At 65.8% G+C, this 23,261-nt stretch carries 22 protein-coding genes; 10 read left to right on the forward strand and 12 right to left on the reverse strand.

Going from position 1 to position 23,261, the window contains the following annotated elements; all coding sequences use genetic code 11:
- The first annotated feature begins 238 nt into the window (after positions 1–238).
- The 7 genes from QFZ41_RS02575 to typA all read left to right on the forward strand — a co-directional run bounded on the left by QFZ41_RS02575 (position 239) and on the right by typA (position 7,254).
- On the forward strand, positions 239–421 hold the full coding sequence (locus tag QFZ41_RS02575) for a hypothetical protein (RefSeq protein ID WP_429197322.1): 183 nt from the start codon (positions 239–241) through the stop codon (positions 419–421).
- Positions 422–455: 34 nt separating this feature from the next.
- Entirely contained in the window at positions 456–791 is a 336-nt protein-coding gene (locus QFZ41_RS02580; RefSeq protein ID WP_429197323.1) for a hypothetical protein, read from the forward strand.
- Positions 792–796: 5 nt separating this feature from the next.
- Positions 797–1,171: a GntR family transcriptional regulator gene (locus QFZ41_RS02585; RefSeq protein WP_029213371.1), complete on the forward strand. Its 375-nt coding sequence runs from the start codon at positions 797–799 to the stop codon at positions 1,169–1,171.
- Complete coding sequence (locus QFZ41_RS02590) at positions 1,168–2,025, forward strand: ABC transporter ATP-binding protein (protein ID WP_426287440.1); 858 nt, start codon at positions 1,168–1,170, stop codon at positions 2,023–2,025. The genes QFZ41_RS02585 and QFZ41_RS02590 overlap by 4 nt, the downstream gene beginning before the upstream one ends.
- Positions 2,022–2,990, forward strand: a complete 969-nt coding sequence (locus QFZ41_RS02595) for a hypothetical protein (RefSeq protein WP_429197324.1) — start codon at positions 2,022–2,024, stop codon at positions 2,988–2,990. Before QFZ41_RS02590 ends, QFZ41_RS02595 begins: the two co-directional genes overlap by 4 nt.
- A gap of 139 nt (positions 2,991–3,129) precedes the next feature.
- Positions 3,130–5,316: a pilin gene (locus QFZ41_RS02600; protein ID WP_429197325.1), complete on the forward strand. Its 2,187-nt coding sequence runs from the start codon at positions 3,130–3,132 to the stop codon at positions 5,314–5,316.
- A gap of 93 nt (positions 5,317–5,409) precedes the next feature.
- Entirely contained in the window at positions 5,410–7,254 is a 1,845-nt protein-coding gene (gene typA, locus QFZ41_RS02605; RefSeq protein ID WP_429197326.1) for a translational GTPase TypA, read from the forward strand.
- A 214-nt stretch (positions 7,255–7,468) separates the two neighbouring features.
- Here typA and QFZ41_RS02610 read toward each other — a convergent pair whose 3' ends face one another.
- Both QFZ41_RS02610 and QFZ41_RS02615 read right to left on the reverse strand, forming a co-directional pair.
- On the reverse strand, positions 7,469–8,023 hold the full coding sequence (locus QFZ41_RS02610; RefSeq protein WP_429197327.1) for a DUF1003 domain-containing protein: 555 nt from the start codon (positions 8,021–8,023) through the stop codon (positions 7,469–7,471).
- Positions 8,024–8,114: 91 nt separating this feature from the next.
- Positions 8,115–9,233, reverse strand: a complete 1,119-nt coding sequence (locus QFZ41_RS02615) for a mechanosensitive ion channel family protein (RefSeq protein ID WP_429197328.1) — start codon at positions 9,231–9,233, stop codon at positions 8,115–8,117.
- A 71-nt stretch (positions 9,234–9,304) separates the two neighbouring features.
- Between QFZ41_RS02615 and QFZ41_RS02620 the strand changes: the two genes are divergently transcribed.
- Entirely contained in the window at positions 9,305–9,838 is a 534-nt protein-coding gene (locus QFZ41_RS02620) for a mismatch-specific DNA-glycosylase (protein WP_429197329.1), read from the forward strand.
- On the opposite strand, the gene QFZ41_RS02625 is transcribed toward QFZ41_RS02620, so the two are convergent.
- Together QFZ41_RS02625 and QFZ41_RS02630 are read right to left on the reverse strand one after the other, a co-directional pair.
- Positions 9,814–11,034: a c-type cytochrome gene (locus QFZ41_RS02625; RefSeq protein WP_429197330.1), complete on the reverse strand. Its 1,221-nt coding sequence runs from the start codon at positions 11,032–11,034 to the stop codon at positions 9,814–9,816. The two genes, QFZ41_RS02620 and QFZ41_RS02625, sit on opposite strands and share 25 nt — an antisense overlap.
- Positions 11,035–11,038: 4 nt before the next feature.
- On the reverse strand, positions 11,039–11,743 hold the full coding sequence (locus tag QFZ41_RS02630; RefSeq protein WP_429197331.1) for a c-type cytochrome: 705 nt from the start codon (positions 11,741–11,743) through the stop codon (positions 11,039–11,041).
- A 132-nt stretch (positions 11,744–11,875) separates the two neighbouring features.
- Here QFZ41_RS02630 and QFZ41_RS02635 point away from each other — a divergent pair, with 132 nt between their 5' ends.
- A complete protein-coding gene (locus QFZ41_RS02635; RefSeq protein WP_429197332.1) occupies positions 11,876–13,459 on the forward strand; it encodes an amidase in 1,584 nt (527 codons plus the stop codon).
- A gap of 204 nt (positions 13,460–13,663) precedes the next feature.
- Here QFZ41_RS02635 and galU read toward each other — a convergent pair whose 3' ends face one another.
- The 8 genes from galU to cmk form a co-directional block, all read right to left on the reverse strand.
- Positions 13,664–14,539, reverse strand: a complete 876-nt coding sequence (galU, locus tag QFZ41_RS02640) for a UTP--glucose-1-phosphate uridylyltransferase GalU (RefSeq protein WP_429197333.1) — start codon at positions 14,537–14,539, stop codon at positions 13,664–13,666.
- Positions 14,536–16,434 (reverse strand): polysaccharide biosynthesis protein, encoded by a 1,899-nt coding sequence (locus QFZ41_RS02645; RefSeq protein WP_429197334.1) that lies wholly within the window; start codon positions 16,432–16,434, stop codon positions 14,536–14,538. The genes galU and QFZ41_RS02645 overlap by 4 nt, the downstream gene beginning before the upstream one ends.
- Positions 16,421–17,458: an MraY family glycosyltransferase gene (locus QFZ41_RS02650; protein WP_429197335.1), complete on the reverse strand. Its 1,038-nt coding sequence runs from the start codon at positions 17,456–17,458 to the stop codon at positions 16,421–16,423. Before QFZ41_RS02650 ends, QFZ41_RS02645 begins: the two co-directional genes overlap by 14 nt.
- Entirely contained in the window at positions 17,455–18,627 is a 1,173-nt protein-coding gene (gene lapB / locus QFZ41_RS02655; RefSeq protein WP_429197336.1) for a lipopolysaccharide assembly protein LapB, read from the reverse strand. Before lapB ends, QFZ41_RS02650 begins: the two co-directional genes overlap by 4 nt.
- Positions 18,624–18,881 carry a LapA family protein gene (locus QFZ41_RS02660; RefSeq protein ID WP_429197337.1) on the reverse strand — a complete coding sequence of 86 codons (258 nt, stop codon included), beginning with the start codon at positions 18,879–18,881 and terminating at the stop codon, positions 18,624–18,626. Before QFZ41_RS02660 ends, lapB begins: the two co-directional genes overlap by 4 nt.
- 1,008 nt (positions 18,882–19,889) lie before the next feature.
- On the reverse strand, positions 19,890–20,192 hold the full coding sequence (locus QFZ41_RS02665) for an integration host factor subunit beta (RefSeq protein WP_306847660.1): 303 nt from the start codon (positions 20,190–20,192) through the stop codon (positions 19,890–19,892).
- A gap of 81 nt (positions 20,193–20,273) precedes the next feature.
- Complete coding sequence (gene rpsA, locus QFZ41_RS02670; RefSeq protein ID WP_371024961.1) at positions 20,274–21,947, reverse strand: 30S ribosomal protein S1; 1,674 nt, start codon at positions 21,945–21,947, stop codon at positions 20,274–20,276.
- A 175-nt stretch (positions 21,948–22,122) separates the two neighbouring features.
- Complete coding sequence (gene cmk, locus QFZ41_RS02675) at positions 22,123–22,803, reverse strand: (d)CMP kinase (protein ID WP_429197338.1); 681 nt, start codon at positions 22,801–22,803, stop codon at positions 22,123–22,125.
- Positions 22,804–22,928: 125 nt separating this feature from the next.
- Between cmk and QFZ41_RS02680 the strand changes: the two genes are divergently transcribed.
- Complete coding sequence (locus tag QFZ41_RS02680; RefSeq protein ID WP_429197339.1) at positions 22,929–23,189, forward strand: acyl-CoA-binding protein; 261 nt, start codon at positions 22,929–22,931, stop codon at positions 23,187–23,189.
- Positions 23,190–23,261 lie beyond the last annotated feature (72 nt).

A 23,261-nucleotide genomic window follows, 5' to 3' on the forward strand; every position in this document is an offset into this window, starting at 1 on the left:
CGGCGATTCGCGCGGCAGCGCGGCAAGACTTGGTGGAAGCGTAGGCGATGCCCCTAAACCTTTCCCGCCAAACCAGCATCAGAACCGGTGCCTACAGACGCACCCCACCAGCACAGCGCCCCACGGCATAGGCCATAAGTCATAGGGAATTTAACGAAAATTTCCGTTGACGATCGAAAATCTGGTGTTATAGTTCACTACAACACCGGTCACCCAGACCACTACTGGAGAGAGCACCATGAAAAGCCCCAACTACCTCGCCTTGGCCGCCTCGTTCGCCATCGCCACCGCCGCCCTGGCCGTCTTCAGCAGCACCTCGACCACCGCCGCCCCGCTGACCGAGATCAACGGCGCCAAGGTCACCGACCTCGCTCCCATCGTCGTCTATGCCGACGCCGGCGCGAACGTCGCCTCCCTCTAACCCGAGTCCAGCAACAAGTCATCGGAGTCGTCCCATGAAAGCGCCGAACCTCATCGCCTTGACCGCTTCCATCCTGATTGCCGGCACCAGCGTGTTCGCCATGCGCTCCTTCGATGACCGCGCCGCCGCGATGCTCGCCGCGCCGCACTTCGTCAACGGCATCCATGTCGTCGACCTGCCCTCGCTCGAAGTGCGGCCCACCGACGCCGATGTGCGCGAGGCCATGCTCCTGGGCGAGGCCACACTCGATTCGGCCGCGGCCGCACTGAAGCGCAGCGCCGAAGATCGTGCCGCCGCGCTGATCGGTGCGCAGCTGGCCATGCCCTACTATTCGTTCGGTAACGCACTGCGCCACACGGCGAAGGAATGACATACATGTCCATCACCTGGAACGACAGCGTCCCGATCTACCGCCAGCTCCGCGAACGCGTGGTGGCGATGATCCTGGATGGCGCCTTGAACGAAGGCGATCCGCTGCCGTCGGTACGCCAGGTCGCGGGGGATTTTCAGATCAATCCGCTGACCGTATCCAAGGCGTACCAGGAGCTGGTCGACGAACAACTGGTTGAGAAACGGAGGGGTCTTGGCATGTTCGTGATCGATGGAGCGCGCGACGCGCTGCTCAAGAGTGAAAGGGAGCGCTTCCTGCGCGAGGAATGGCCGGCCTTGTTCGCCCGCCTGCAGCGCATGGGCCTCGATCTCAAAACCCTGATGCGTGAAGCCAATGGCTCCACGGAGGACCCGTCATGACCGCGGTCGTTACCGCCACTGGCCTGACCAAGCGCTACAAGTCGTCGCTGGCCCTGGACGGCGCCACGTTCCAGATCGGTTCGGGCCGCATCGTCGGCCTGATCGGACCGAACGGTGCCGGCAAGACCACGGCGCTGAAGGCCATCCTGGGCCTGACCACGTTCGATGGCCAGCTCAACGTCCTCGGCCTCGACCCGCGCAAGGATCGCGACAAGCTGATGGAGCAGGTCTGCTTCATCGCCGATGTGGCCGTGCTGCCGCGCTGGCTGAAGGTGCGCGACGCGGTCGATTTCGTCGCCAACACCCACCCCCGCTTCGACCGCGCCAAGTGCGACGCCTTCCTGGCCCGCACGAAGCTGCAGCCGGGACAAAAGGTGAAGCAGCTTTCCAAGGGCATGATCGTGCAGTTGCACCTCGCCCTGGTGATGTCGATCGACGCGAGGCTGCTGGTACTGGACGAACCGACGCTGGGCCTGGACATCCTCTACCGCAAGCAGTTCTACCAGTCCCTGCTGGAAGATTATTTCGACGAGGAGAAGACCATCCTGGTCACGACGCACCAGGTGGAGGAGATCGAACACATCCTCACCGACCTCATGTTCATCCGCGACGGCAAGATCGTGCTCGATACCGACATGGACAGCCTGGGCGACCGCTTCGCCGAAGTGCTGGTCGGCGCGGAATTCGCCGCGGCGGCACGCGAGCTTAAGCCGCTGGACGAACGCCAGGTCTTCGGCAAGAGCATTTTCCTCTTCGACAACGTCAGCCGCCCGCAGCTGGAACAGCTGGGTGAGGTGCGGCGGCCGTCGATCGGCGACCTCTTCGTCGCCACCATGAAGGGCACCTACGCATGAAAACCTTCTACTGGCTGGTCAAGCGCGAGTTCTGGGAGCACAAGGGCGGCTTCTTCTGGGCGCCCGTGGTCACCGGCATCGTATTCCTGGTGCTCAACACCATGGGCATCATCCTCGGCGAGGTGTTCGGACGCCGGTCCAACTGGGGCGGTTTCAAGTACAACGGCGACCTGCACTTCCAGGGCAGCAACATCTCCCCGCAAGACCTGCACAACGCGGGCGCCGGCATCGACATCATGCTCTACGCCATCGCCGGTATCGTCCTTGCCGTGACCGCGATCGTGGTGTTCTTCTACTGCCTCGGCGCCCTGTACGACGACCGCCGCGACCGCAGCGTGCTGTTCTGGAAGTCCCTGCCGCTGTCGGATACCTCGACGGTGTTGTCCAAGGTCGTCAGCGCCATCCTCCTCGCTCCCGCGATCGCGGTGGTGGTCGGCGTGATCGTCGGGCTGGCCCTGGCCATCCTGGTGGCCGTCGTGGCGACGATGCACGGTATCGGGGTGTGGAGCCTGTTGATGGAAGCGCATCCGTTCCGGGTCGTGCTCAACCTGGTGCTGCTGATCCCGCTGTACGCCATCTGGGCGCTGCCGACCATCGGCTGGCTCCTGCTCTGCTCCTCGTGGGCCCGTGGCAAGCCCTTCCTCTGGGCGATCGCCCTGCCCGTCGGCGCCGGTGTCATCGTCTCCTGGTTCGGCCTCATGGGCATGGCGGGACAGCCGAGCGGCTGGTTCTGGAAGAACGTGGTCGGACGCATGCTGGGCAGCTTGATTCCTGGCGGCTGGGTGGGTAACGCATCCCCGCTGGTGGTGCCGAGCCACGATGACCCGGCCGCGGTGCTGGAGGCCCTGGACCTGTCCTACCACTACAGCGCGCTGGCCAGCCCGTCCTTGTGGATCGGTGCCGCGGCAGGCGTGGCGATGATCGCCGGCGCCATCTGGTTCCGCCGCTGGCGCGACGACAGCTGATGAGATGACCATCTGACGAGATGACCATCGCGACGGCTCCTTCGGGAGCCGTCTTCTTATCGACGGGTAGAGGAAGCGGAGGCGCTGCTATCCTTTCGCCGCCCGGCAGGAGCCGGATGAACCCAGGGGATAGAGCGCAATGATTGCCCGCCGTACCGTCTTGCTGTCCGCCGCCATCGTCGCGGCACTCGGCCTCGCCGCTTGCCACAAAGACGAAGCACCCGCCGCGGACCCGAAAGCCGTCGCCGCCGCGCAGGCGGCCATCGCCTCGCCGGCGTGGTTGCGCCAGCACCTGCCCGCGCAGACCGTGGCCTACCTGCGTATCCCGTCGCCCTGGGCCATGATCGGCGGCGTGCCGAACGGCCGCCCGCTAGACGCGGCGCTGTCGACGAAGGCCCATCTCGACGCCATCGCGCGCATTCGCGAAAGCATGGCCAAGGACAAGGTGCTCGCGGATCTCAAGCTCGCGCCCGTGGTGAACCTCCTGCTGGGCGATTTGCGGTCGCCGGTGGAGGCCGCGTTGATCGATCCCCTTGGCATTCCGGCGCCGACCTCGCGCGTGGTCGTCACCGCCCTTCTCGATGCTCCCTCCGTCGAGGCGTTCAACGCACGCATCGCCTCGCTCGGCACGGGCTCGCCGCTGCTCATGGCCCCGCTGGACGCGCAGGGCAACGGCCAGCTCACCGGTGGCGGCGCTATCCGTTATGTCGCCGCCGAGCACCGCGTCTGGGTGACCCAGTCGGCGCAGGAGCCCAGCGACAAGGCGAAACTCGATGAGGTGATCGCCACCGTCGGGAAGTCCACGCAGGCCACCGCCCCCGCCACCCTGGGTACGCTGGAACAGCGTATCGATACCTCCGGCGAAGGCCTGTTCGGTTGGGTCAGCGTGCGCGGTGTCGGCGGTGTCGCCGCCGCGCAGGCCGGCGACTCCCCCTTCGGCAAGCTGCCCGCGGACTTCGCCTCGAAGGCGGACGCTGTCGCATTCGGCGGCGGCACGGTCGATGGACGGGCGCAGTTTCGGGTCATCGTGCACGCGCCGCAGGCCCGCCTGTTGCAATACCTCGCTCCCCACGCCTTCGCGCCGGACCTGAAAACGGCCGGCGAACCTCGCTGGGCGATGACGATGTCGCTACCCGATGCCAAGGCGTACAAGACCTTCGAGGACAACCTCAACCTCGACTTCGGTCAGGACGCCGCGAAGAGCTATCGCACCGGCGTGGCGAAGATCAAGGACCGCTACGGCGCCGAACCCGCGGACTGGTTCCGCTGGTTCGGGCCGGAATTCCTCGTGTTCTCCGACGACGCGGGCCTGTTCTTCGCCATGCGCACACCCGACCGCAAGGACTGGTACGCGCGGATGAACGCCCTGGCGGCCAAGGGATGGAAGACCGGGGTGTCGACGGTCGACGGCACCGAGGTGCACTGGCTGTACATGCCTGGCCCGGGCACGGAGGAGATGCCGGCCGACGCCGACCCCTCGTTGAAACCGCTACTGGCCCTCACCGGTCGCCTCGGTGGCCGCTCGTACTGGGTCGAGGACGGCGACTGGATCGTCATGGCGAAGGTGCCCCAGGCATTGGCCGACCGCGCCGCGGCAAAGCCGGAGAGCTCGCTCGAGGATTGGTTCAAGGCACGCGCCTACCCCGGCGGCCGGACCCTCATCGGCTACACGGCCACCAGCCGCGACGCCCAGCGCGAGGCCTATTACAGCTACCTGCAGATCCTGCAGTTTCTCGGCGCCGCCTCGGGGGCGGACGTGGACATCAGCCGCCTGCCTTCCGCGCATACCCTGAACCTCCCGGAGAAGGGTGTGATCGGCGCGGCCGTGGAGGTCGATTCGGAAACGCTGGCGATCTCGTTCACCTACGAGCAAAGCCCCGTCGAGCTGGTCGGTTCGGTGGGCGGCATGGGTATCGTCGCCGGCACGGCCATCATGGCGGCCATCGCCGTGCCGCAGTACCAGAACTACACGCTGCGCAGCCAGGTCGGTGGGGCGCTCGCCGCCGCGGAAGCAGTGAAAGTCGCGGTGGCGGAGCACCGGCAGAGCACGGGCAAATTCCCGGCCAGCAACAAGGCCGCCGGCCTGGGTGCGCCGGAAAGCCTCGGCAACGACTACGCCGGCTCGGTCGAAGTGGGTCCCGGTGGCGGGATCGTCGTCACCATGGACGCCACGCCTCCCCACAAGACCGACGCGCGGCTGGATTCCGCCACGCTGGTGCTGACGCCGCGGGTGGAGGGGCATACGGTCTCGTGGGGGTGCTCCGGCGAGGGCGTGGACGCCAAATACCTGCCGGCGAGCTGCCGCGACGAGCCACTGCTGCCCTAAACCCCCCAGTCATGCGGCCGCCACGCTTTTCCTTTATAATCGGCGGCTTCCCAAACCAAAGAGGCGATCCGGCCCACCGCCGGCGCATAACGCATGTCGATCGAAAACCTGCGCAATATCGCCATCGTCGCTCACGTCGACCATGGCAAGACCACCCTCGTCGATCAGCTTCTGAAGCAGTCGGGCACGCTCAACGAGCGCACCGTGCTGGCCGAGCGCGTGATGGATTCGAACGACCAGGAAAAGGAACGTGGCATCACGATCCTCGCCAAGAACACCGCGATCACCTGGGAAGACAAGAAGAAGGGCGTCAAGAACCGCATCAACATCGTCGACACTCCGGGACACGCCGACTTCGGTGGTGAGGTCGAGCGCGTGCTGTCGATGGTCGATACGGTGCTGATCCTCGTCGACGCGATGGACGGCCCGATGCCGCAGACGCGCTTCGTCACGCAGAAGGCGTTCGCGATGGGCTTCAAGCCGATCGTCGTCGTCAACAAGGTCGACCGTCCGGGCGCCCGTCCGGAGTGGGTGGTCGAGCAGGTTTGGGACCTCTTCGTGAAACTCGGCGCGACCGATGAGCAGATGGACTTCCCGATCGTCTACGCCTCCGCGCTGAACGGTTACGCCTCGCTCGACGAGAACGTCCGCGAAGGCGACATGACTCCGCTGTACGAAGCGATCATGCAGCATGCGCCGAAGCCGGACGTCGATCCCGACGGCGCCTTCCAGATGCGCATCAGCCAGCTGGACTACAACAACTTCGTCGGCGTCATCGGCATCGGCCGCATCCAGCGCGGCACCCTACGCAAGGGCATGCCCGTCGCCGTGATCGATCGCGAAGGCAAGAAGCGCCAGGGCAAGATCGTGCAGGTGCTCGGCTTCCTCGGTCTCGAGCGCATCGAGCAGGATTCCGCCGAAGCGGGCGACATCGTCGCCATCTCGGGTATCCCCGACCTGACCATTTCCGACACGGTCACCTCGCTCGACGTGCCGGAAGCGCTGCCGGCGCTCAGCGTCGACGAGCCGATGATCAGCATGACCTTCCAGGTCAACAACTCGCCCTTCGTCGGCAACAAGGATCTTTCCGGCGGCAAGTTCCTCACCAGCCGCCAGCTGCGCGAGCGCCTCGACCGCGAGAAGGTGCACAACGTCGCCCTCCGCGTGGAAGATGGCTCCGACGCCGACAAGTTCCTGGTCTCGGGTCGCGGTGAACTGCACCTCTCGGTGCTGATCGAGAACATGCGTCGCGAAGGCTACGAACTGGCCGTGTCGCGTCCGGAAGTCATCATCAAGGAAATCGACGGCCAGAAGATGGAGCCGATCGAGGAACTGGTGATCGACGTCGAGGAAATCCACCAGGGTGGCGTCATGGAGCGCCTGGGCATCCGCAAGGGTGAACTGAAGAACATGGTGTCGGACGGCAACGGTCGCGTCCGCCTCGAGTACGAAATCCCGGCTCGCGGCCTGATCGGCTTCCAGAACCAGTTCAAGACCCTGACCCAGGGTTCGGGCCTGCTGTTCCACGTGTTCAAGCATTATGGTCCGTACACGCCCGCCCCGATCGCCAAGCGCCAGAACGGCGTCATGATCGCGAACGCCCCGGGCACCACGCCGGCCTACTCGCTCGGCCCCCTCCAGGAGCGCGGCAAGCTGTTCGCCGCCGAGGGCGACTCCGTGTACGAAGGCCAGCTGATCGGCATCCACGCGAAGGACAACGACCTCACGGTCAACGCGATCAAGCCGAAGCCGCTGACCAACATGCGCGCCTCGGGCAAGGACGACGCCATCCAGCTGACCCCGGCCACGAAGTTCACGCTGGAGCAGGCGCTCGACTTCATCGACGACGACGAGCTCGTCGAGGTGACGCCGAAGGAAATCCGCATGCGCAAGAAGCACCTGACGGAAAACGATCGCAAGAAGGCATCGCGCGGTTAAAGCCGAGCACTGTTCCTCGTGCGTTGAAAAGGAGGCCCGGCGAATAGCCGGGCCTTTTCGTTGACGGGCCGCGCTACTGGTGGCCTTGCTACCTGGTGGGAGCCGACCCTGTCGGTGATCGGGTGCTTGCGGCAAGCTGGCCCGCTGCCGCGGGATCGCCGACAAGGTCGGCTCCCACAGCACTTCCCACTGCGGGGCGCGATGGGTGCTTGCCTCACCCTTCCCCTCTGCCGACCAGCTTCAACAAGAGGTCGATCTGTTCCTGCTGCTTCACCAGCATGCGTTCGAGTTCGTCGCTGCGCATCTGGTCGAGCTTGTCGTGCAGCCCCATGATCTCGATCTCGGCGCGCAGGTTCACCTTGTAATCGTTCTCCGCATCGAGCCGGTCCTTCGCCGCCTGGCGGTTCTGGCTCATCATGATGACCGGCGCCTGGATGGCCGCGAGCATCGACAACAGCAGGTTGAGGAAGATGTACGGGTAAGGATCGAAGGGCCGGTGCAGCAGGTAGGAATTCAGGCCCGTCCACAGGGCCAGCACGATCGCGAAGACGATGATGAAGGTCCACGAGCCACCGAACCTCGAGACCTTGTCCGCCAGCCGTTGGCCATAGGTCAGGTCCGAACTGAACACCTCGTTGACGTCCTCGGCGACCAGCTTGCGCTGGGCCAGCCGATCGAGGAGCCGTTGCTCGGCGTGGCCGAGGTCCGACAGGCTCTTGGCGAACCAGCGGCGCGCCGCGTGTTCGCTGGGGTGTTCGTTCAATGACATGGGGCAGTCCTCTCGAGGATAGGGGATCGATTCCGGCGTGACGCTATCACGCCGTGAGAGGGCATCGCTTGGTGCGATATCTCGCGGGCGTTCAACGTCGCGCGGACGTCATCCGGTGCCCGAAGGGAGGCGTGCCTGCGTCGGCCATGCGGACATCGCTCGCCACTTCGCCGCGGACACGCGGCAGGAAGTCTGGAAATTCACGCCTTACATAATCGATCAACCCTTCGCGAACCTTGCAGCGCAAGTCCCACGATTTGCCGGAGTTCGGCGAACTCACCAATGCCCGCAATTGCATCGCCTTGTCGTTGGTGTCCACCACCTGCAGCACGCAAACACGCCCGTCCCATTCGGGTGCGGCCTTGCACAGCCGCTCCAGTTCAGCACGCAGGGGATCGAGCGGCAAGCCGTAGTCGAACCAGAGCATCGCCGAGCCGAGTATCTGCGAATTGGTCCGCGTCCAGTTCTGGAACGGGTTCTCGATGAAATACTGCAACGGAACGATCATCCGCCGCTCGTCCCAGATGCTCACCACGACATAGGTACTGGTGATTTCCTCCACCCTGCCCCACTCGTTCTCGACGATCACCACGTCGTCGATACGGATCGGCTGCGTGAGTGCGATCTGGATGCCCGCGATGAGGTTGCCGAGCACCGGCTTCGCGGCGAGGCCCACTGCCAGGCCTGCGAGTCCCGCCGAGGCGAGCAGGCTCGCGCCGAACTGGCGCACGGCGGGAAACGTCATCAAGGCCACGCCGATGCCCAGCACCACGATCACCACCATCGCGGTGCGGCTCAACACGCGCACCTGGGTCTGCACGCGGCGCGCCCGCAGGTTGTCCTCGAGGTCGATGGGGTTGAAGCGGGACACCATCGCGTCCAACGCACCGACGCAGCGCACGGCGAACCATGTGCAGGCGACGATCAGGCTCAGGCCGACCATGTGTTCGAGCGCGCCGATCAGTCGTGCCGGTTCGTCCGGCGCGGCACGGAAAGCCAGCAACAGCATGGCCAACGGAACGATGGCCTCCATGGGTGCATTGGCTCGCGCGATCATGCTCGCGCCCCGCGGATGGCGCAGGGCGAAACGGCGCAGGAAGGCCAGCACCACGCGGCGGAGCAGACCCGCGACCGCTAGCGCCACCACCACGGCGAGCGCGAAACGCGTCCACGGATGCGCAAAATCGGGCATCCAGTCGGAAGGGTTCATGGGCACCTACCTTAGGACGAACGATGTCCACGTTTTGTTGTGACGCAGCAAGCACGAGGTAAAGTGGCGCCATGGCCACGCGTTTCAGCACCGAATCCTTCGTCCTGCCCGATCTGCTGCAACCGGGGCTGCGCCTGGTCATCTGCGGGACCGCCGCGGGCACGCGCTCCGCGCGCGAGCGCAGCTACTACGCCCATCCCGGCAACATGTTCTGGCGCACGCTTTTCGCCGTGGGGCTGACGCCACGCTTGCTCGCGCCGGCTGAATTTCCGTCGTTGCCGGCATTCGGCATCGGCCTCACCGATCTTTCGAAATTCCACCACGGCAATGACGCCGACCTTCCGGTCGATGCCTTCGATGTCGCCGCCCTGCATAGCAAGATCGAACACTACGCGCCGCGCGTAATCGCCTTCACCAGCAAACACGCAGGTGTATCGGCGCTCGGCAAAGGCGCGACTTACGGATTGCAGGCCGCGCCTTTCGCCGGCGTGCCTGCCTTCGTGCTGCCCTCGCCCTCCGGGCAGGCACGACGTTCATGGGACATCGGCGTGTGGCAGGCGTTGGCCGATTTCGTCGCCGCTCAGCCGCCCGGGACCGAACGGTAAGCGCGAATGTCGTTGGGTGACACCGACGGCGCCTTGTTCGACCACGCCTGCCGGATGTACGTGACCACCGCGGCCGCATCGTCGTCGCTGAGCTTCTGCGAGAACGGCGGCATCGAATAAGGCCGGGGGTTCGAGGCCGTGGCGGGCGCGAAGCCCCCGGACAGCACGATACGAATCGCATTGATACCGGTGGGATCGGTCACCGACCCGTTGCCATCGAGTGGCGGATAGGCGTCTCCCTTCCCGCGGCCGTCGTCGGCGTGGCATGTCGCGCACTGGTCGGTGTAGACCTTGCGACCCCTCGATGCGAGTTCGCGCGCATCGGCTGCCGATTCGCGAAGGCGTGGCGGGTCGCGAGGAGGCAGCGACTTCAGGTAGGTGGCCATGGCCGCGAGGTCACTGTCGCTCAGGTGCTGCGTGCTGCGCATCACCACTTCGGCCATGGGCCCGAATGCCGTCCCCTTGCGTGAGCGGCCGGTCTTCAACAAGGCGGCGACGTCGGCTTCGGTCCACCCGGCGAGCCCACCGCCAGCACCCATCGACAGGTCGGGCGCGTACCAGTTCTGCACCGGGACGATGCCACCGGCAAGGAACGGATCGTCCACCATCGCGCCGAAACTGTTGCGCCGCGCATGGCACTCGTTGCAATGGCCGATGCCCTGGACGAGATAGGCGCCCCTGTTCCATGCCGGGGACTTCGCCGGGTCTGGCTGGAATTCGCCCTCCTCGAAGTACATCGTGCGCCAGGCACCCATCAGCGAACGCATGCTGTAAGGCCAGCCCAATGTGTTGCCCGTGTTCGCGCGCTTTATCGCGGGCAGGGTCTTGAGGTACGCGAAGATCGCGTCCGTGTCGGCACGCGTGACCTTCGTATAGGAGGTGAAGGGAAACGCCGGATACAACGACGTGCCATCGTGACTCTTGCCCGAATGCATGGCCCGGTAGAAATCGTCGGCGCTCCACGCGCCGAGTCCGGTCTCACGGTCCGGCGTGAGGTTCGGTGCGGGAATGGCTCCGAAGGGCGTGGGTATCACGCGGCCACCAGCGAAGGGTTGCCCGTTGCGCGCGGTGTGACAGGCGGCGCAATCGCCCGCCGCGGCGAGGTATCGGCCGCGTTGCACGGCATCGTCGGCGAAGACGAAAGTGCTGGCCAGGGCCAGCCAGAGCAACACGAGGAGGCGGGATATCGTGGTCATGGGTTCAGCCTCCCAGCACGCCGCAACGCAGCGGTGGCGTCACGCTGCCGGCCGGTTCCGCATGCGCGTCGACGGGCACCGGGCGCTGCGCCAGCCAGGCGGAGACCGCGCTGATGTCGGCGTCGCTCAAGCGGCTGACGATGGTCGCCATGCAATCGGGTTCGACCGTGCTGCGCGTATGGGTGCGCCATGATCCCAGCTGCGCGCTGATGTAGTCGTACGGCAGGCCGACCAGCCCGGGAATATCCGGCTGCACGCCCGTGAGGTTGGGCCCATGGCACGCCATGCAAGGGGGAATGCCACGGGCTGAATCGCCCTTCGTGACCAGCTGTTCGCCGCGCGCCATGGCGGCCGGAGTCATCGCCGGCACCGGGTGTCGCGCATAAGGCACCTCCTGTGCCGCGAAGTACCCGGCGATCTCCCGCATGTAATCGTCGGTCAGCGGCGCGACCGTGTATTCCATGATGTCGTAGTGGCGCAGACCGCGCTGGAAGTCCTGCATCTGGCGGTGCAGGTAGCCTGCGGGCTTTCCCGCCAGGCGCGGATTGAATCCGTTGTCGCCACCCTCGCCGTGTTCGCCATGGCAACTCGTGCAAGCGGCGATGCGTTGGACCAGCGTGTCGGGCACCGCCGGCGAATCGGTGGCCATCGCCGATGCGGCGCAGAGCACGGCAGCCGTGACGGCGAGCCGGCGGACGAGACAGCGCATGTGGGACTCCCTGGATGACGTGGGCTACGCCCGCCGGATAACGGGCGGGCACGGCGTCGATGCAGTATAGCCGGGCTCCGCGCGGGTAAGATTGACGCGACCCGCCGTCCGATCCGCCAAGGGGAACGTCACATGCCGCATGTCTGGTCAAAGCCCGCCGCCCTCGCGGCCGCTGTCGCACTGATGCTGGCCGGCGGCACCGTCGCCGCCCGCGAAGCCGGCGAGGACGATGCCTTCGCCTCGATCGCCACGATTCGCCAGGCGTACGCGTCCGGCGAGCTCACGCCCGAGGGTCTCACACGCCTCTTCATCGAACGTATCGCGAAGATCGACCAGGCCGGCCCCACGATCCGTTCCGTGCTTGAAACCAATCCCGACGCACTCGCCATCGCGCGCAAGAGCGGCAAGACGGGTCCGCTGGCGGGTATCCCCGTCTTGCTGAAGGACAACATCGATACAGGCGACCGCATGATGACGACGGCGGGTTCGCTGGCCCTCGTCGGCAAGCCCGCGCCACGCGACTCGGGCGTCGCCGCCCGGTTGCGCAAGGCGGGCGCCGTGATCCTGGGCAAGACCAACCTCAGCGAATGGGCGAACATGCGCTCGAACCACGCCACCAGCGGCTGGACCGGACGTGGCGGCCTCACGGTCAATCCCTACGTGCTCGATCGCAACGCCTGCGGTTCCAGCGCCGGGTCGGGCGCTGCCGTGGCCGCCGGCCTCGCCACGGTGGCGATCGGAAGCGAGACCGACGGTTCGATCATCTGCCCGGCCGCCATGACCGGCCTTGTCGGCATCAAGCCCACGGTGGGCCTGGTCAGCCGCGCAGGCATCATTCCCATCTCGCACAGCCAGGACACGGCAGGCCCGATGGCGCGCAGCGTGGCGGACGCGGCGATCGTGCTGGGCGCCATCGCGGGCAGCGATCCACGCGATCCGGCCACGGCCGAGGCGGACAAGCACGCCTCCGACTACACGAAGTTCCTCGCTCCCGATGCGCTGCGCGGCAAGCGCATCGGCGTGGTACGCCAGTTGGCGGGCATCGAACCGAACGCGGACCATGCACTGGAAACCACGATCGCCCTGCTGAAGGCGCAGGGCGCGACCGTCATCGATCCCGTGGAGATCCCGCACCTGAAAGAACTCAGCGACAACGAACTGGACGTGCTGCTGTTCGAGTTCAAGCACGACATCCAGGCCTACCTCGCCACGCGCCCGGACCAGCCGATGAAGACACTGGCCGACCTCATCGCGTTCAACCAGCGCGAGGCGGCGCGGGAAATGCCCTGGTTCGGCCAGGAACTGTTCCTTGCCGCGCAGGCGAAGGGAGGCCTGGACGATCCGTCATACATCCGGATGCGCGACACGAACAAGCGGCTCGCCGGTCCCGAGGGTATCGACGCGGCACTGGCGAAAGACCATCTCGACGCCCTGCTGGCACCGAGCTGGGGTCCCGCCTTCGTCAACGACCTGGTGTTGGGCGACCACGTCGTGAGCGGCGACCCGACCGTCGGCGGCGTCTCCGCGCCGGCCGCCATCGCCGGCTACCCGTCGATCACGCTGCCGGTGGAATTCGCGCACGAGTTGCCGGTCGGCGTGGTGTTCTTCGGCGCGAAGTGGAGCGAACCCACTTTGATCGCGATCGCCTACGGCGTGGAGCAGAAGGCCAACGCCTTCCGCCGCCCGAAGTTCCTGCCGACCTTGCCGACGAAATAACGATACTCACGGGGCAGCCGCTTCAGTAACGGAAGCACCCCGGTCGTGGGAGTACTTGTGGGAGCCGCTTCAGCGGCGATGGGTGCTAGCGCAACCCGCCCCGCTGCCGCGGGGATCGCCGCTGAAGCGGCTCCCACACAGGGCCGGCTCGTCTACAGAGACTTCCGCAGCCCTGGTGGGAGCCGACCCTGTCGGCGATGGCGATTACGCCTTGTTGGCGAACTCGCGCACGATCGGTGCGAGCTTCGGATCTTCCAGCGCCATCGCCATGGTGGCGCGGACCAGGCCGGCCTTGTTGCCGCAATCGAAGCGCGTGCCTTCGAAGCGATAAGCCAGCACCCTGCCCTTGTCCTTGAGCAGGTTCTCGATGGCGTCGGTAAGCTGGATCTCGCCGCCGGCGCCTTCCTTCGTGTTGCGCAGGTACTCGAAGATCCCGCTGGGCAGCACGTAGCGGCCCACCACGGCGAGATTCGACGGCGCATCGGCGGGCTTCGGTTTCTCCACCATGTGGGTGATCACGGATGCACGGTCGCTGAGCTGTTCGCTGGTATCGACGATGCCGTACCTGTCGGTATCGTTCTCCGGCACTTCCTCGACAGCGATCACGCCGGCGTCGTTCGCGTCGGCCACCTCGGCCATCTGGCGAAGCGCGCCCTTGCCCTTGGTCCAGATGAGGTCGTCCGGCAGCATCACGCCGAAACGCTCGTTGCCCACCACCGGGGCGGCGCGGAGTACGGCGTCGCCGAGACCGAGGGCCTCCGGCTGGGTGACGAACACACAGCGAACGTGACGCGGCAGGATGCCACGCAGGATCGACAGCAGTTCTTCCTTGTTCTTCTCCGCGAGCTTTTCTTCCAGCTCGTAAGCCTTGTCGAAGTAGTCGGCGATCGCATGCTTGTAGCGGTTGGTGACGAACACCAGCGTATCGGCACCCGCGTCGACGGCTTCATCCACTGCGTACTGGATCAGCGGACGGTCGAGCACGGGCAGCATTTCCTTGGCCACCACCTTGGTCGCGGGAAGGAAGCGCGTACCGAGACCGGCGACGGGAAATACGACCTTGCGCAGGGGTTGGGTCATGCGTTGTCTCCACTTTCGTTGCGGCGTAGCGGCAGCACGTTGTCGGTCTGCGGCTCGCTCCAGCGGAAGGAAGGCAGCAGCTGCGACACGCACCGGCGCAGGGTTTCTTCATCGAACGCGGTCACGGCCTCCTCGGCGCGTGCCAGCTGGATCTGTAACATTTCCCACGAGACCTGGCGGTGCTGAGCCTGGAAGATCTTCGCGTGGGTGGTGCTCGTGTAGTTCTCCAGTGGGTGGAACAGTTCCTCGAACAACTTCTCGCCCGAACGCAACCCGGTATAGACGATTTGTATGTCGGAACCGGGACGCTTGCCGGCGAGACGGATCATCTGTTCGGCGAGGTCGCGGATCTTCACGGGATCGCCCATGTCGAGCGCGAAGATTTCACCACCCTTGCCGAGGCTGGCCGCCTGGAGGATCAGCTGGCAGGCCTCGGGAATGGTCATGAAATAGCGCGATATCTCCGGGTGCGTGATCGTCACCGGGCCGCCCTGGCGAATCTGCCTGCGGAACAACGGGACCACCGAACCGGCGGAGTCCAGTACGTTACCGAAGCGGACCGTAATAAAACGTGTCGAAGTATGCGCTGCGAGATTCTGGCACCAGATCTCGGCCATGCGCTTGCAGGCGCCCATCACCGAGGTCGGGTTCACCGCCTTGTCGGTGGAGATCAGCACGAACGATTCCGCACCGCAACGCACGGCCGCATCGGCGACGATGCGCGTGCCGAGCACGTTGTTGCGGAAGGCCTCGCGCAACTGCCCCTGTAACATCGGCACGTGCTTGTAGGCTGCGGCATGGAAGACGATCTGCGGCTGGGTCTCCTCGAACAGGCGATTCACCGCGGTGGCGTCGCGCGCATCGGCGAGGACGCCGTTGAAGATCAGTTCCGGATAGGCCGAGGTCAGCTCCTGCCCGATGCGGTACAGGTTGTACTCCGACATCTCGACCACGGTGAGCGAGTTGGCGCCCAGGCGCGCCACCTGCCGGCAAAGTTCCGAACCGATCGAGCCGCCGCCGCCGGTCACGAGGACGCGGCGCCCGCTGATGTTCTCGCGAATGGCCGTCCAATCCAGCTCCACCGCATCGCGGCCGAGCAGGTCCTCGATGGCCACTTCCTTGATCTCGTTGAACTGCGCACGCCCCGCGACCACGTCCTCGAGGCGCGGCACGGTACGGAACGGCAAGCCGGTACTTTCGCAGAACGCCACGATCCGGCGCATCTGCGCCGTGGTCGCTCCGGGCACCGCGATCAGCAGCATCTGCACGGCCACGGCCTTCGACAACTCGGCCAACTGGTCCACCGTTCCCAGCACCGGGATGCCACCGATCTGCGCGCCGCGAAGCGCGAGATTGTCGTCGACGAAGCCGATCACGCTGTAGCGGCTGTCGCGGCGAAGGTCGCGCGACAAGGCTTCACCCGCCCGGTCGGCGCCCACGATGAGCACGCGCTTGGTCGGTGCCGACTGGAACAGGTCGATGCGGCTGTCCTTCCAGAAACGGTAGCTGAGCCGGGGCAGCCCGAGCAGCACGACCAGCACCACCGGGTACACCAGCAATACCGAGCGGGGCACGCCATCGAGGCGCGCATACATGACCATGGCCAGGCCGATGATCAACGCACCGATCACGGTGGCGCGGATGATGTTCCAGAGATCGGGCAGGCTGGCGAACCGCCAGACACCCTTGTAGAGGCCGGTCCAGTTGAACACGGCGCCCTGCACCAGCAGCACGATGGGAAATTCCATCGGCAGGTACGTGACCGGCGCGAGGTCGGGCATCAAGGCATAGCGCAGCGCTTTCGCGATCCACCACGCGAGTGCCGCCATGGCCAGGTCGTGCGCGACGACCGCCGTACGAGGGTGGATGATGCCGATGAACTTACGCAGAAACATGTCGCTCCCTTCGACGCAAGCAGTTTCGCTTGCCAGTACGCCAGACCGCTGCTCCCAACAGGTACACCGCTCCCATGCACAGGGGCGCCGCCGCTGGCGAGCGGAACGCGATCCATGCGACGGGAACGCAGACGAGCACGTTCCATGCGAAGTAGCCCGCGGCTACCTTCCGATGTGACGCCCCTCGCCTCACGAGCCACTGGTAAAGGTGTTCGCGGTGCGGAGTGTACCAGCGCGCACCGCGCAGCATTCGCACGAGCAACGTCAAGGTCGCGTCGATGACGAAGGCGGAGGAGAAAATCAGCGCCGGCCAGAGCAAATTCGTACGAAAAGCCCATAACGTCGCGGAAATCGCGAAAACCATGAGGCCGACGGTTCCGCTGCCCACGTCGCCCATGAATATCCGGGCCGGGGAGCGGTTGAACCACCAGAAACCCACGGCAGCCGAAGCCAGGGCGAGGGCGGCACCGGCGATGGCCGGGTTGCCGGCGGCCCAGGCCAGGGCCGCCGAGGCCGCGCCGAAGAAGATCGCCTGCTGGGCGGCCAGGCCGTCGATTCCATCCATGAAATTGTGCAGGTTGATGCACCAGACGCCGGCCACCAGCAAGGGCAAGGACCAGAGCAGGCTCGTGGTGCCGGTGGCCACCGCGACGCAGAACAGGAGGGTGGCTGCCAGCTGGATGAGCAGGCGGGGCTTGATCGGCAGCGAGCCATGGTCGTCCAGCCAGCCGATGGCCGCCACGGCGATCACCGCCACGGTGAACGCGCCGACGACCGCCACCCCGGGCGAGCCCGGCAGGAGGAGGAGCGCCGCCGGCATGCCCGCCAGCGCGCCGGCGACGATGCCGATACCGCCGCCGCGGGGGGTGGGCATCGTGTGCGAGCGGCGATGACCGGGCGCATCGAGCATGCCGCGCCGATGCGCGTAGGCGATGGCGACGCGCACGCTGGCGAAGGAGACGAGGAAGGCGGCCAGGGCGCAGCCGATCAGCAAGGAGCCGGCGCTCGCGACTGTGCCCGTCATTCGTTGGCGACGCCGTGGATGGGCCGGACCGTGCCCCAGTTCTTGCAACTCGGGCACTGCCAGTGGTGCGCCTTGGCACCGAAGCCACAGCGGCTGCAGCGGTACATCGCCTGCCCTTCGAGCAGCTTGCGCGTCAGGTCGCGCAAGATGAGGTAGTTCTCACGGGCCTCGCCGGAGACCTTGTCCATGGTCGCGTCGATCAGCGCCATGAGGCCGCGCACGGAGGGACGCTTGCGCAACTGCCCGGTGAGGAAGTCGATGGCGGTCCGCTCACCGTCCCTGCCCTCGTAGAGCCGGGTCAGGGCCAGCACGGGCGATATGCCGTGGTAGCGCTCCATGATCTCGCGCAGGAAGGTCTCGGCGCGATCCATCTGCTGCGAGCGGGCATAACAGTTGAGCAGCGGCGGCAGGATCTCGGGAACGAAGGCGATATCCGCCGCGATGGCGGCCTCGTACGACGCGATCGCCGGATCGAGTTCGTCGTCTTCCGAGGAGAGACGGCCAGCGATCATGTGCGCGCGGACGCAATCCTGCTGGCAGCCGAAGGCTTCCTTGACGTACTCGCGGGCCTCGGTACGCGCACCATGCTGGCGCGACTGCTCTGCGAGCTCGCAGTAGAACTGGGCGATCATCGCCGACTCGTCCTCGCCGGTCATGGTCTCCAGCCGGCGGGCGTGGTCGATGGCCTTGTGCCACTCGCGCTCGTGCTGGTAGATCGCGACGAGATGGCGCAATGCAGAGGGTGCCAGCGCATCCATGGCCACGAGGTCGGAGAACAGTGTTTCCGCCCGGTCGAGCAAGCCGGCTCGCATGTAGTCCTCGCCCAGTTCGAGCAAGGCCACCGTCTTCATTTCATCGGAGAGTCCCTGGCGCGAGACCAGGTGCTGATGCAGGCGGATGGCCCGGTCGACCTCGCCGCGCTTGCGGAAGAGATTGCCCAGCGCGAGATGGGTCTCGACAGTGTCGCGGTTGTATTCCGCAAGGCGCAGGAACACCTCGAGCGCCTTGTCCTGCTCTTCGTTCAGCAGGTAGTTCAGGCCCCGGAAATAATCGGAGGAAAGCTCATTGACGCGATCGCCGGAGCGCCTGGCGTGGCTCCGCCGGCCGAGCCACCAGCCGCAGGCGAAGGCCAGCGGGGGAACGAGCGCCAACAACCAGATCGGATTCATGCGGTCGTCGCGTTGGCCGCCTTGCGTTCGCCGCGGTCGCGCCGGCGCCGCCGGTGCGCGAAGGACGTCCCCAGCCAGGCCGTGATGCCGCCCAGGATCCATCCCACCAGAACGGCCCCCAGCATCGCCCCGCCCTTCGGCAGGGACAACTGGGCGAAGCCGAGGTCGAACGGCACGAGATCGGCATTCAGCGCACCGAAAACGATGCCGGCGGCGATGAACAGCAAGAGAAAGATGATGGCAAGCAGACGCATCCGGCGACTCTACCCGAATCCTGAATAACATGGTGCGGTGCGGTTGGCTTTTCATACAGCTTCGGCGGCACGTTCAGGACTGTGTGCCGGCGATGACGCGGTTGGTTGTGTGGCGAGGCGGGGGAGCTGCCGGGCGCCACCCTCGGCGCGACGGTAGTCGCCGTCCCTCGGGAAGGGATGCCGCTGCGCGGCCATGTCTGATGGCTGCGCCCCTTCGGGCTCGGACGGTCGGGCGGGGGTTTCCGATTCGCCTTCCTGGCTCAGCGGAAACGATCGGCCGTCCTGGCCGATCCCCTGCGGGCCTTTTCCACCCGTCCGTCCTCGGCTCCTAATGTCGCGCCGAGGGTGGCGCCCGGCAGCTCACTCGACACTGGGGTGATTGGTGGGAAGAGCAAAGCCCGCCGCGCCACGTGCAGCCAGTCACCAGCCATTTGCCGATTGCCGGTTGCCGCACCCGGGTGGGAAGCGGGCTGGCCCGCGAGTCCTCGATCTCTCCGCTGGCGAAGGAAGCCTTGCGATGATCGGGCGAGGGTTGTCACCGCTCGCTCGATTGCAATGCACAGCTTCATTCGTTCGAAAACAGGGAGGCGAATCGCGGGCCAGCCCGCTTCCCACCCGGGTGAGGGAGACTCACGGGAGGCGGTTTCCATGTGCGGTGTCCAACCCCTGGCGAGCGTTGCCCTTGTCGCACGACCCCTTAGTGCTCGGAAGAGCCGTCGGCCGCCACCCTCGTCGCGACTTGTGGAACCGAGGAGCGACGGGCGAAAAGGCCCGTAGGGGGCCGGCCATGGATGGCCGGCCGTTTCCGCTGAGCCACGGAGGGCGAATCGGAAACCCCGCCCGGCGCGACGGGCGCGAAGGGGCGTCAGCCATAAGACACGGCCGCGCAGCGGCATCCTTTCCCGAGCGACGGTGCAGCTCGGAGCGACGAGGGTGGCGGCCGACGGCTCTGCCCGCCCCCACGCGACGGCCAAGCCGAGCCGTACGAAGCGCAAAAAAAACGCCGCGTCACTGCGCGGCGTCGGTTTCCTCGATAAGGTTTACGCGTTCGCGTAATTCCTTGCCGGGTTTGAAATGTGGCACGTGCTTGCCCGGCAGAGCTACCGCTTCGCCGGTCTTGGGGTTACGCCCCATGCGCGGCGGACGGAAGTGCAACGCAAAGCTGCCGAAGCCGCGAATCTCGATACGTTCACCCGTGGACAAGGCGTGGCTCATCTGTTCGAGCACACTCTTGACGGCAAGTTCCACGTCGCTGAAGGCAAGGTGGGTCTGGCGCCGCGCCAGCGCCTCGATCAGTTCCGACTTTGTCATGGGTCCCCTGGTGGTTCTCGAAGCTGACGCTAATCTGTCAAACAACAGCGAGGGGCGGCACGGCCGCCCCTCGCCCGACGGTTAGTCGGCCTTGTTCATCTGTTCCTTCAGGAGCGCGCCGAGCTTGGTCGTGCCACCAGCGGCGGACTGGTAGTCGGCCATGGTATCGGCCAGATCTTCCTCGTCCTTCGCGCGGATCGACAGCTGGAGCTGACGGCCCTTGCGATCCATGCCGGTGAACTTCGCCTCGACCGCATCGCCGACCTTCAGGTACTGCGTGGCATCGTCCACGCGCTCCTTGGCGATATCGTTCGCGCGAATGTAGCCCTCGACGCCTTCGCCGAGATCCACGATCGCACCCTTGGCGTCGACTTCGCGAACGGTGCCGGTCAGGACCGTGCCGCGCGGATTCGTGGCCATGAACTGGCCGAACGGATCCTGCTCCATCTGCTTGATGCCGAGGGAGATACGCTCACGCTCCGGATCGACGGCCAGAACCACGGCCTCGACTTCGTCGCCCTTCTTGAAGTTGCGCACGAGGTCTTCACCCGATGCCTGCCACGAGATGTCGGACAGGTGGACGAGACCGTCGATGCCGCCTTCCAGGCCGATGAAGATGCCGAAGTCGGTGATCGACTTGATCTGACCGGACACCTTGTCGCCCTTCTTGTGCATGGCGGCGAACGCTTCCCACGGGTTCGAGCGGGTCTGCTTGATACCGAGGGAGATACGGCGACGCTCTTCATCCACGTCGAGGACCATGACTTCCGTCTCGTCACCGACCTGCACGACCTTGGCCGGGTTGACGTTCTTGTTGGTCCAGTCCATTTCGGAGACGTGCACGAGGCCTTCGACGCCCGGCTCGATCTCGACGAAGCAGCCGTAATCGGTGACGTTGGAGACCTTGCCGAACAGGCGGCTGCCGACCGGATAGCGGCGGGCGATGGCGACCCACGGGTCGTCGCCGAGCTGCTTGAGGCCGAGCGACACGCGGTTGCGCTCGCGGTCGTACTTGAGCACGCGGACGTCCAGCTCGTCGCCGACGTTGACGACTTCGGACGGGTGACGCACGCGCTTCCACGCCATGTCGGTGATGTGCAGCAGGCCATCGATGCCGCCGAGGTCGACGAATGCGCCGTAATCGGTGAGGTTCTTCACCACGCCCTTCACGACCGCGCCTTCCGTCAGGCGCTCGAGCAGCTTCTCGCGCTCTTCCGAGAACTCCGTCTCGACGACCGCGCGGCGGCTGACGACGACGTTGTTGCGCTTGCGGTCGAGCTTGATGATCTTGAACTCGAGGTCCTTGCCCTCGAGGTAGACCGGATCGCGGACCGGACGCACGTCGACCAGGGAGCCCGGCAGGAATGCGCGGACGTCCTTGATGTCGACCGTGAAGCCGCCCTTGACCTTGCCGGAGATCTTGCCGGTGATGGTCTCTTCCTTGTCGAACGCCTGCTCGAGGTCGTCCCACACCATCGAACGCTTGGCCTTCTCACGGGAGAGCTTGGTCTCGCCGAAGCCGTCTTCGAGCGCGTCGAGCGCGACCTTGACCTCGTCGCCCACTTCCACTTCCAGCGCGCCGGATTCGTCCTTGAACTGCTCGATGGGGACGATGCCTTCGCTCTTCAGGCCGGCGTTGATCACCACCACGTCGTTGCGGATTTCCACAACGATACCGGTGACGATGGAGCCGGGCTTCAGCTTGGAAATGGCCTGCTGGCTCTGTTCAAACAGTTCGGCAAAACTTTCAGTCATGTTGATTCCAGGGTTATGAAAGGTCGTACCCGGCGTCTGCCTCGATTCTCGAGCGCAAGCGGACGGGGGACCCACCGGTCGTGGGCGCATGGGGGAAGCCTCTTGGGAAACCGCCCTGCACCGTTGCCAATATCCCGAGCACACAGCGTGCGCGGGGGTTGTGCCGGATGCGCCCTTAAGGACGCACCACGGCGAATACTTTTTCCACCACCGCCTCGATCGGCATGCCGGTGGTATCGATCACCACGGCGCCCTCGGCGGGCTTCAACGGGGCGACCGGCCGCGACGCATCCCTTTCGTCACGTGCCTCGATCTCTCGTTGGAGAAGGGTAAGTGTAACGCTCAGGCCCTTATCCTTCAACTGCTTATAGCGCCTTTTCGCACGCTCGGCGGCGCTGGCCGTGAGGAAGAACTTATGGGCGGCATCGGGGAAAATCACCGTTCCCATGTCCCTGCCGTCCGCCACCAGGCCCGGCGCCTTGCGGAAACCGTGCTGGAGGTCCACCAGGGCCTGGCGGACCGAGGGAATCACGGCGATGGCGGAGGCCGCGGCCCCTGCCGTTTCCGTGCGTAGTTCGTCCGTGGCGTCGTGGCCATTCACCAGAACCCGGGTTTCTCCACCGTCAGGGCTGGCCTGGAAGCGGATCTTCACCGTCTGCGCGCAGCGGGTCACGGCCTCGGCGTCGGAAAGGTCGATGCCCTCCTCGCCCGCCGCATAGCCCACGGCGCGATAGAGCGCACCGGAATCGAGCAGGCGCCAGCCCAGCCGATCGGCCACCAGACGGCTGATGGTGCCCTTGCCCGAGCCCGACGGGCCGTCGATGGTCAGCACGGGGACGGCAGCCGTATGGGCCATGGGATCAACCTCGTTCGCGAAACACGCATGATATCGCGTCGGAGGCCTGAAACCGGCCATGGACAGCCCCCGGAGGCCGTGCTACAAGCCCCCAACCTCTATGCGCCACGGGTTTGAAGCGTTCCATGTCCGACCATCTCCAGAGCCAGTTCGAGCAGGCTTACCTGGACCTCACCCGTCTTGGCCACCGGCCCGACAACGACACCCTCCTGCGCATCTACGCCCTTTACAAGCAGGGCTCAGAGGGGGACGTGCACGGCGACAAACCTGGCTTCTTCGATTTCGTGGGCACGGCCAAGCACGAAGCCTGGGCGGCGCTGAAGGGGGTGCCGCGGGAAGACGCGATGCGCGACTACATCGACCTGGTGAGGTCGCTGGGGGGTTGAGGACACGGGTATCGCCGCTGAAGCGGCTCCCACACCCGACCCGACGTCCGGAGCGGCTTGCCAAACGGCAGG

The organism is Luteibacter sp. W1I16, from assembly GCF_050434905.1.
GTDB lineage: Bacteria > Pseudomonadota > Gammaproteobacteria > Xanthomonadales > Rhodanobacteraceae > Luteibacter.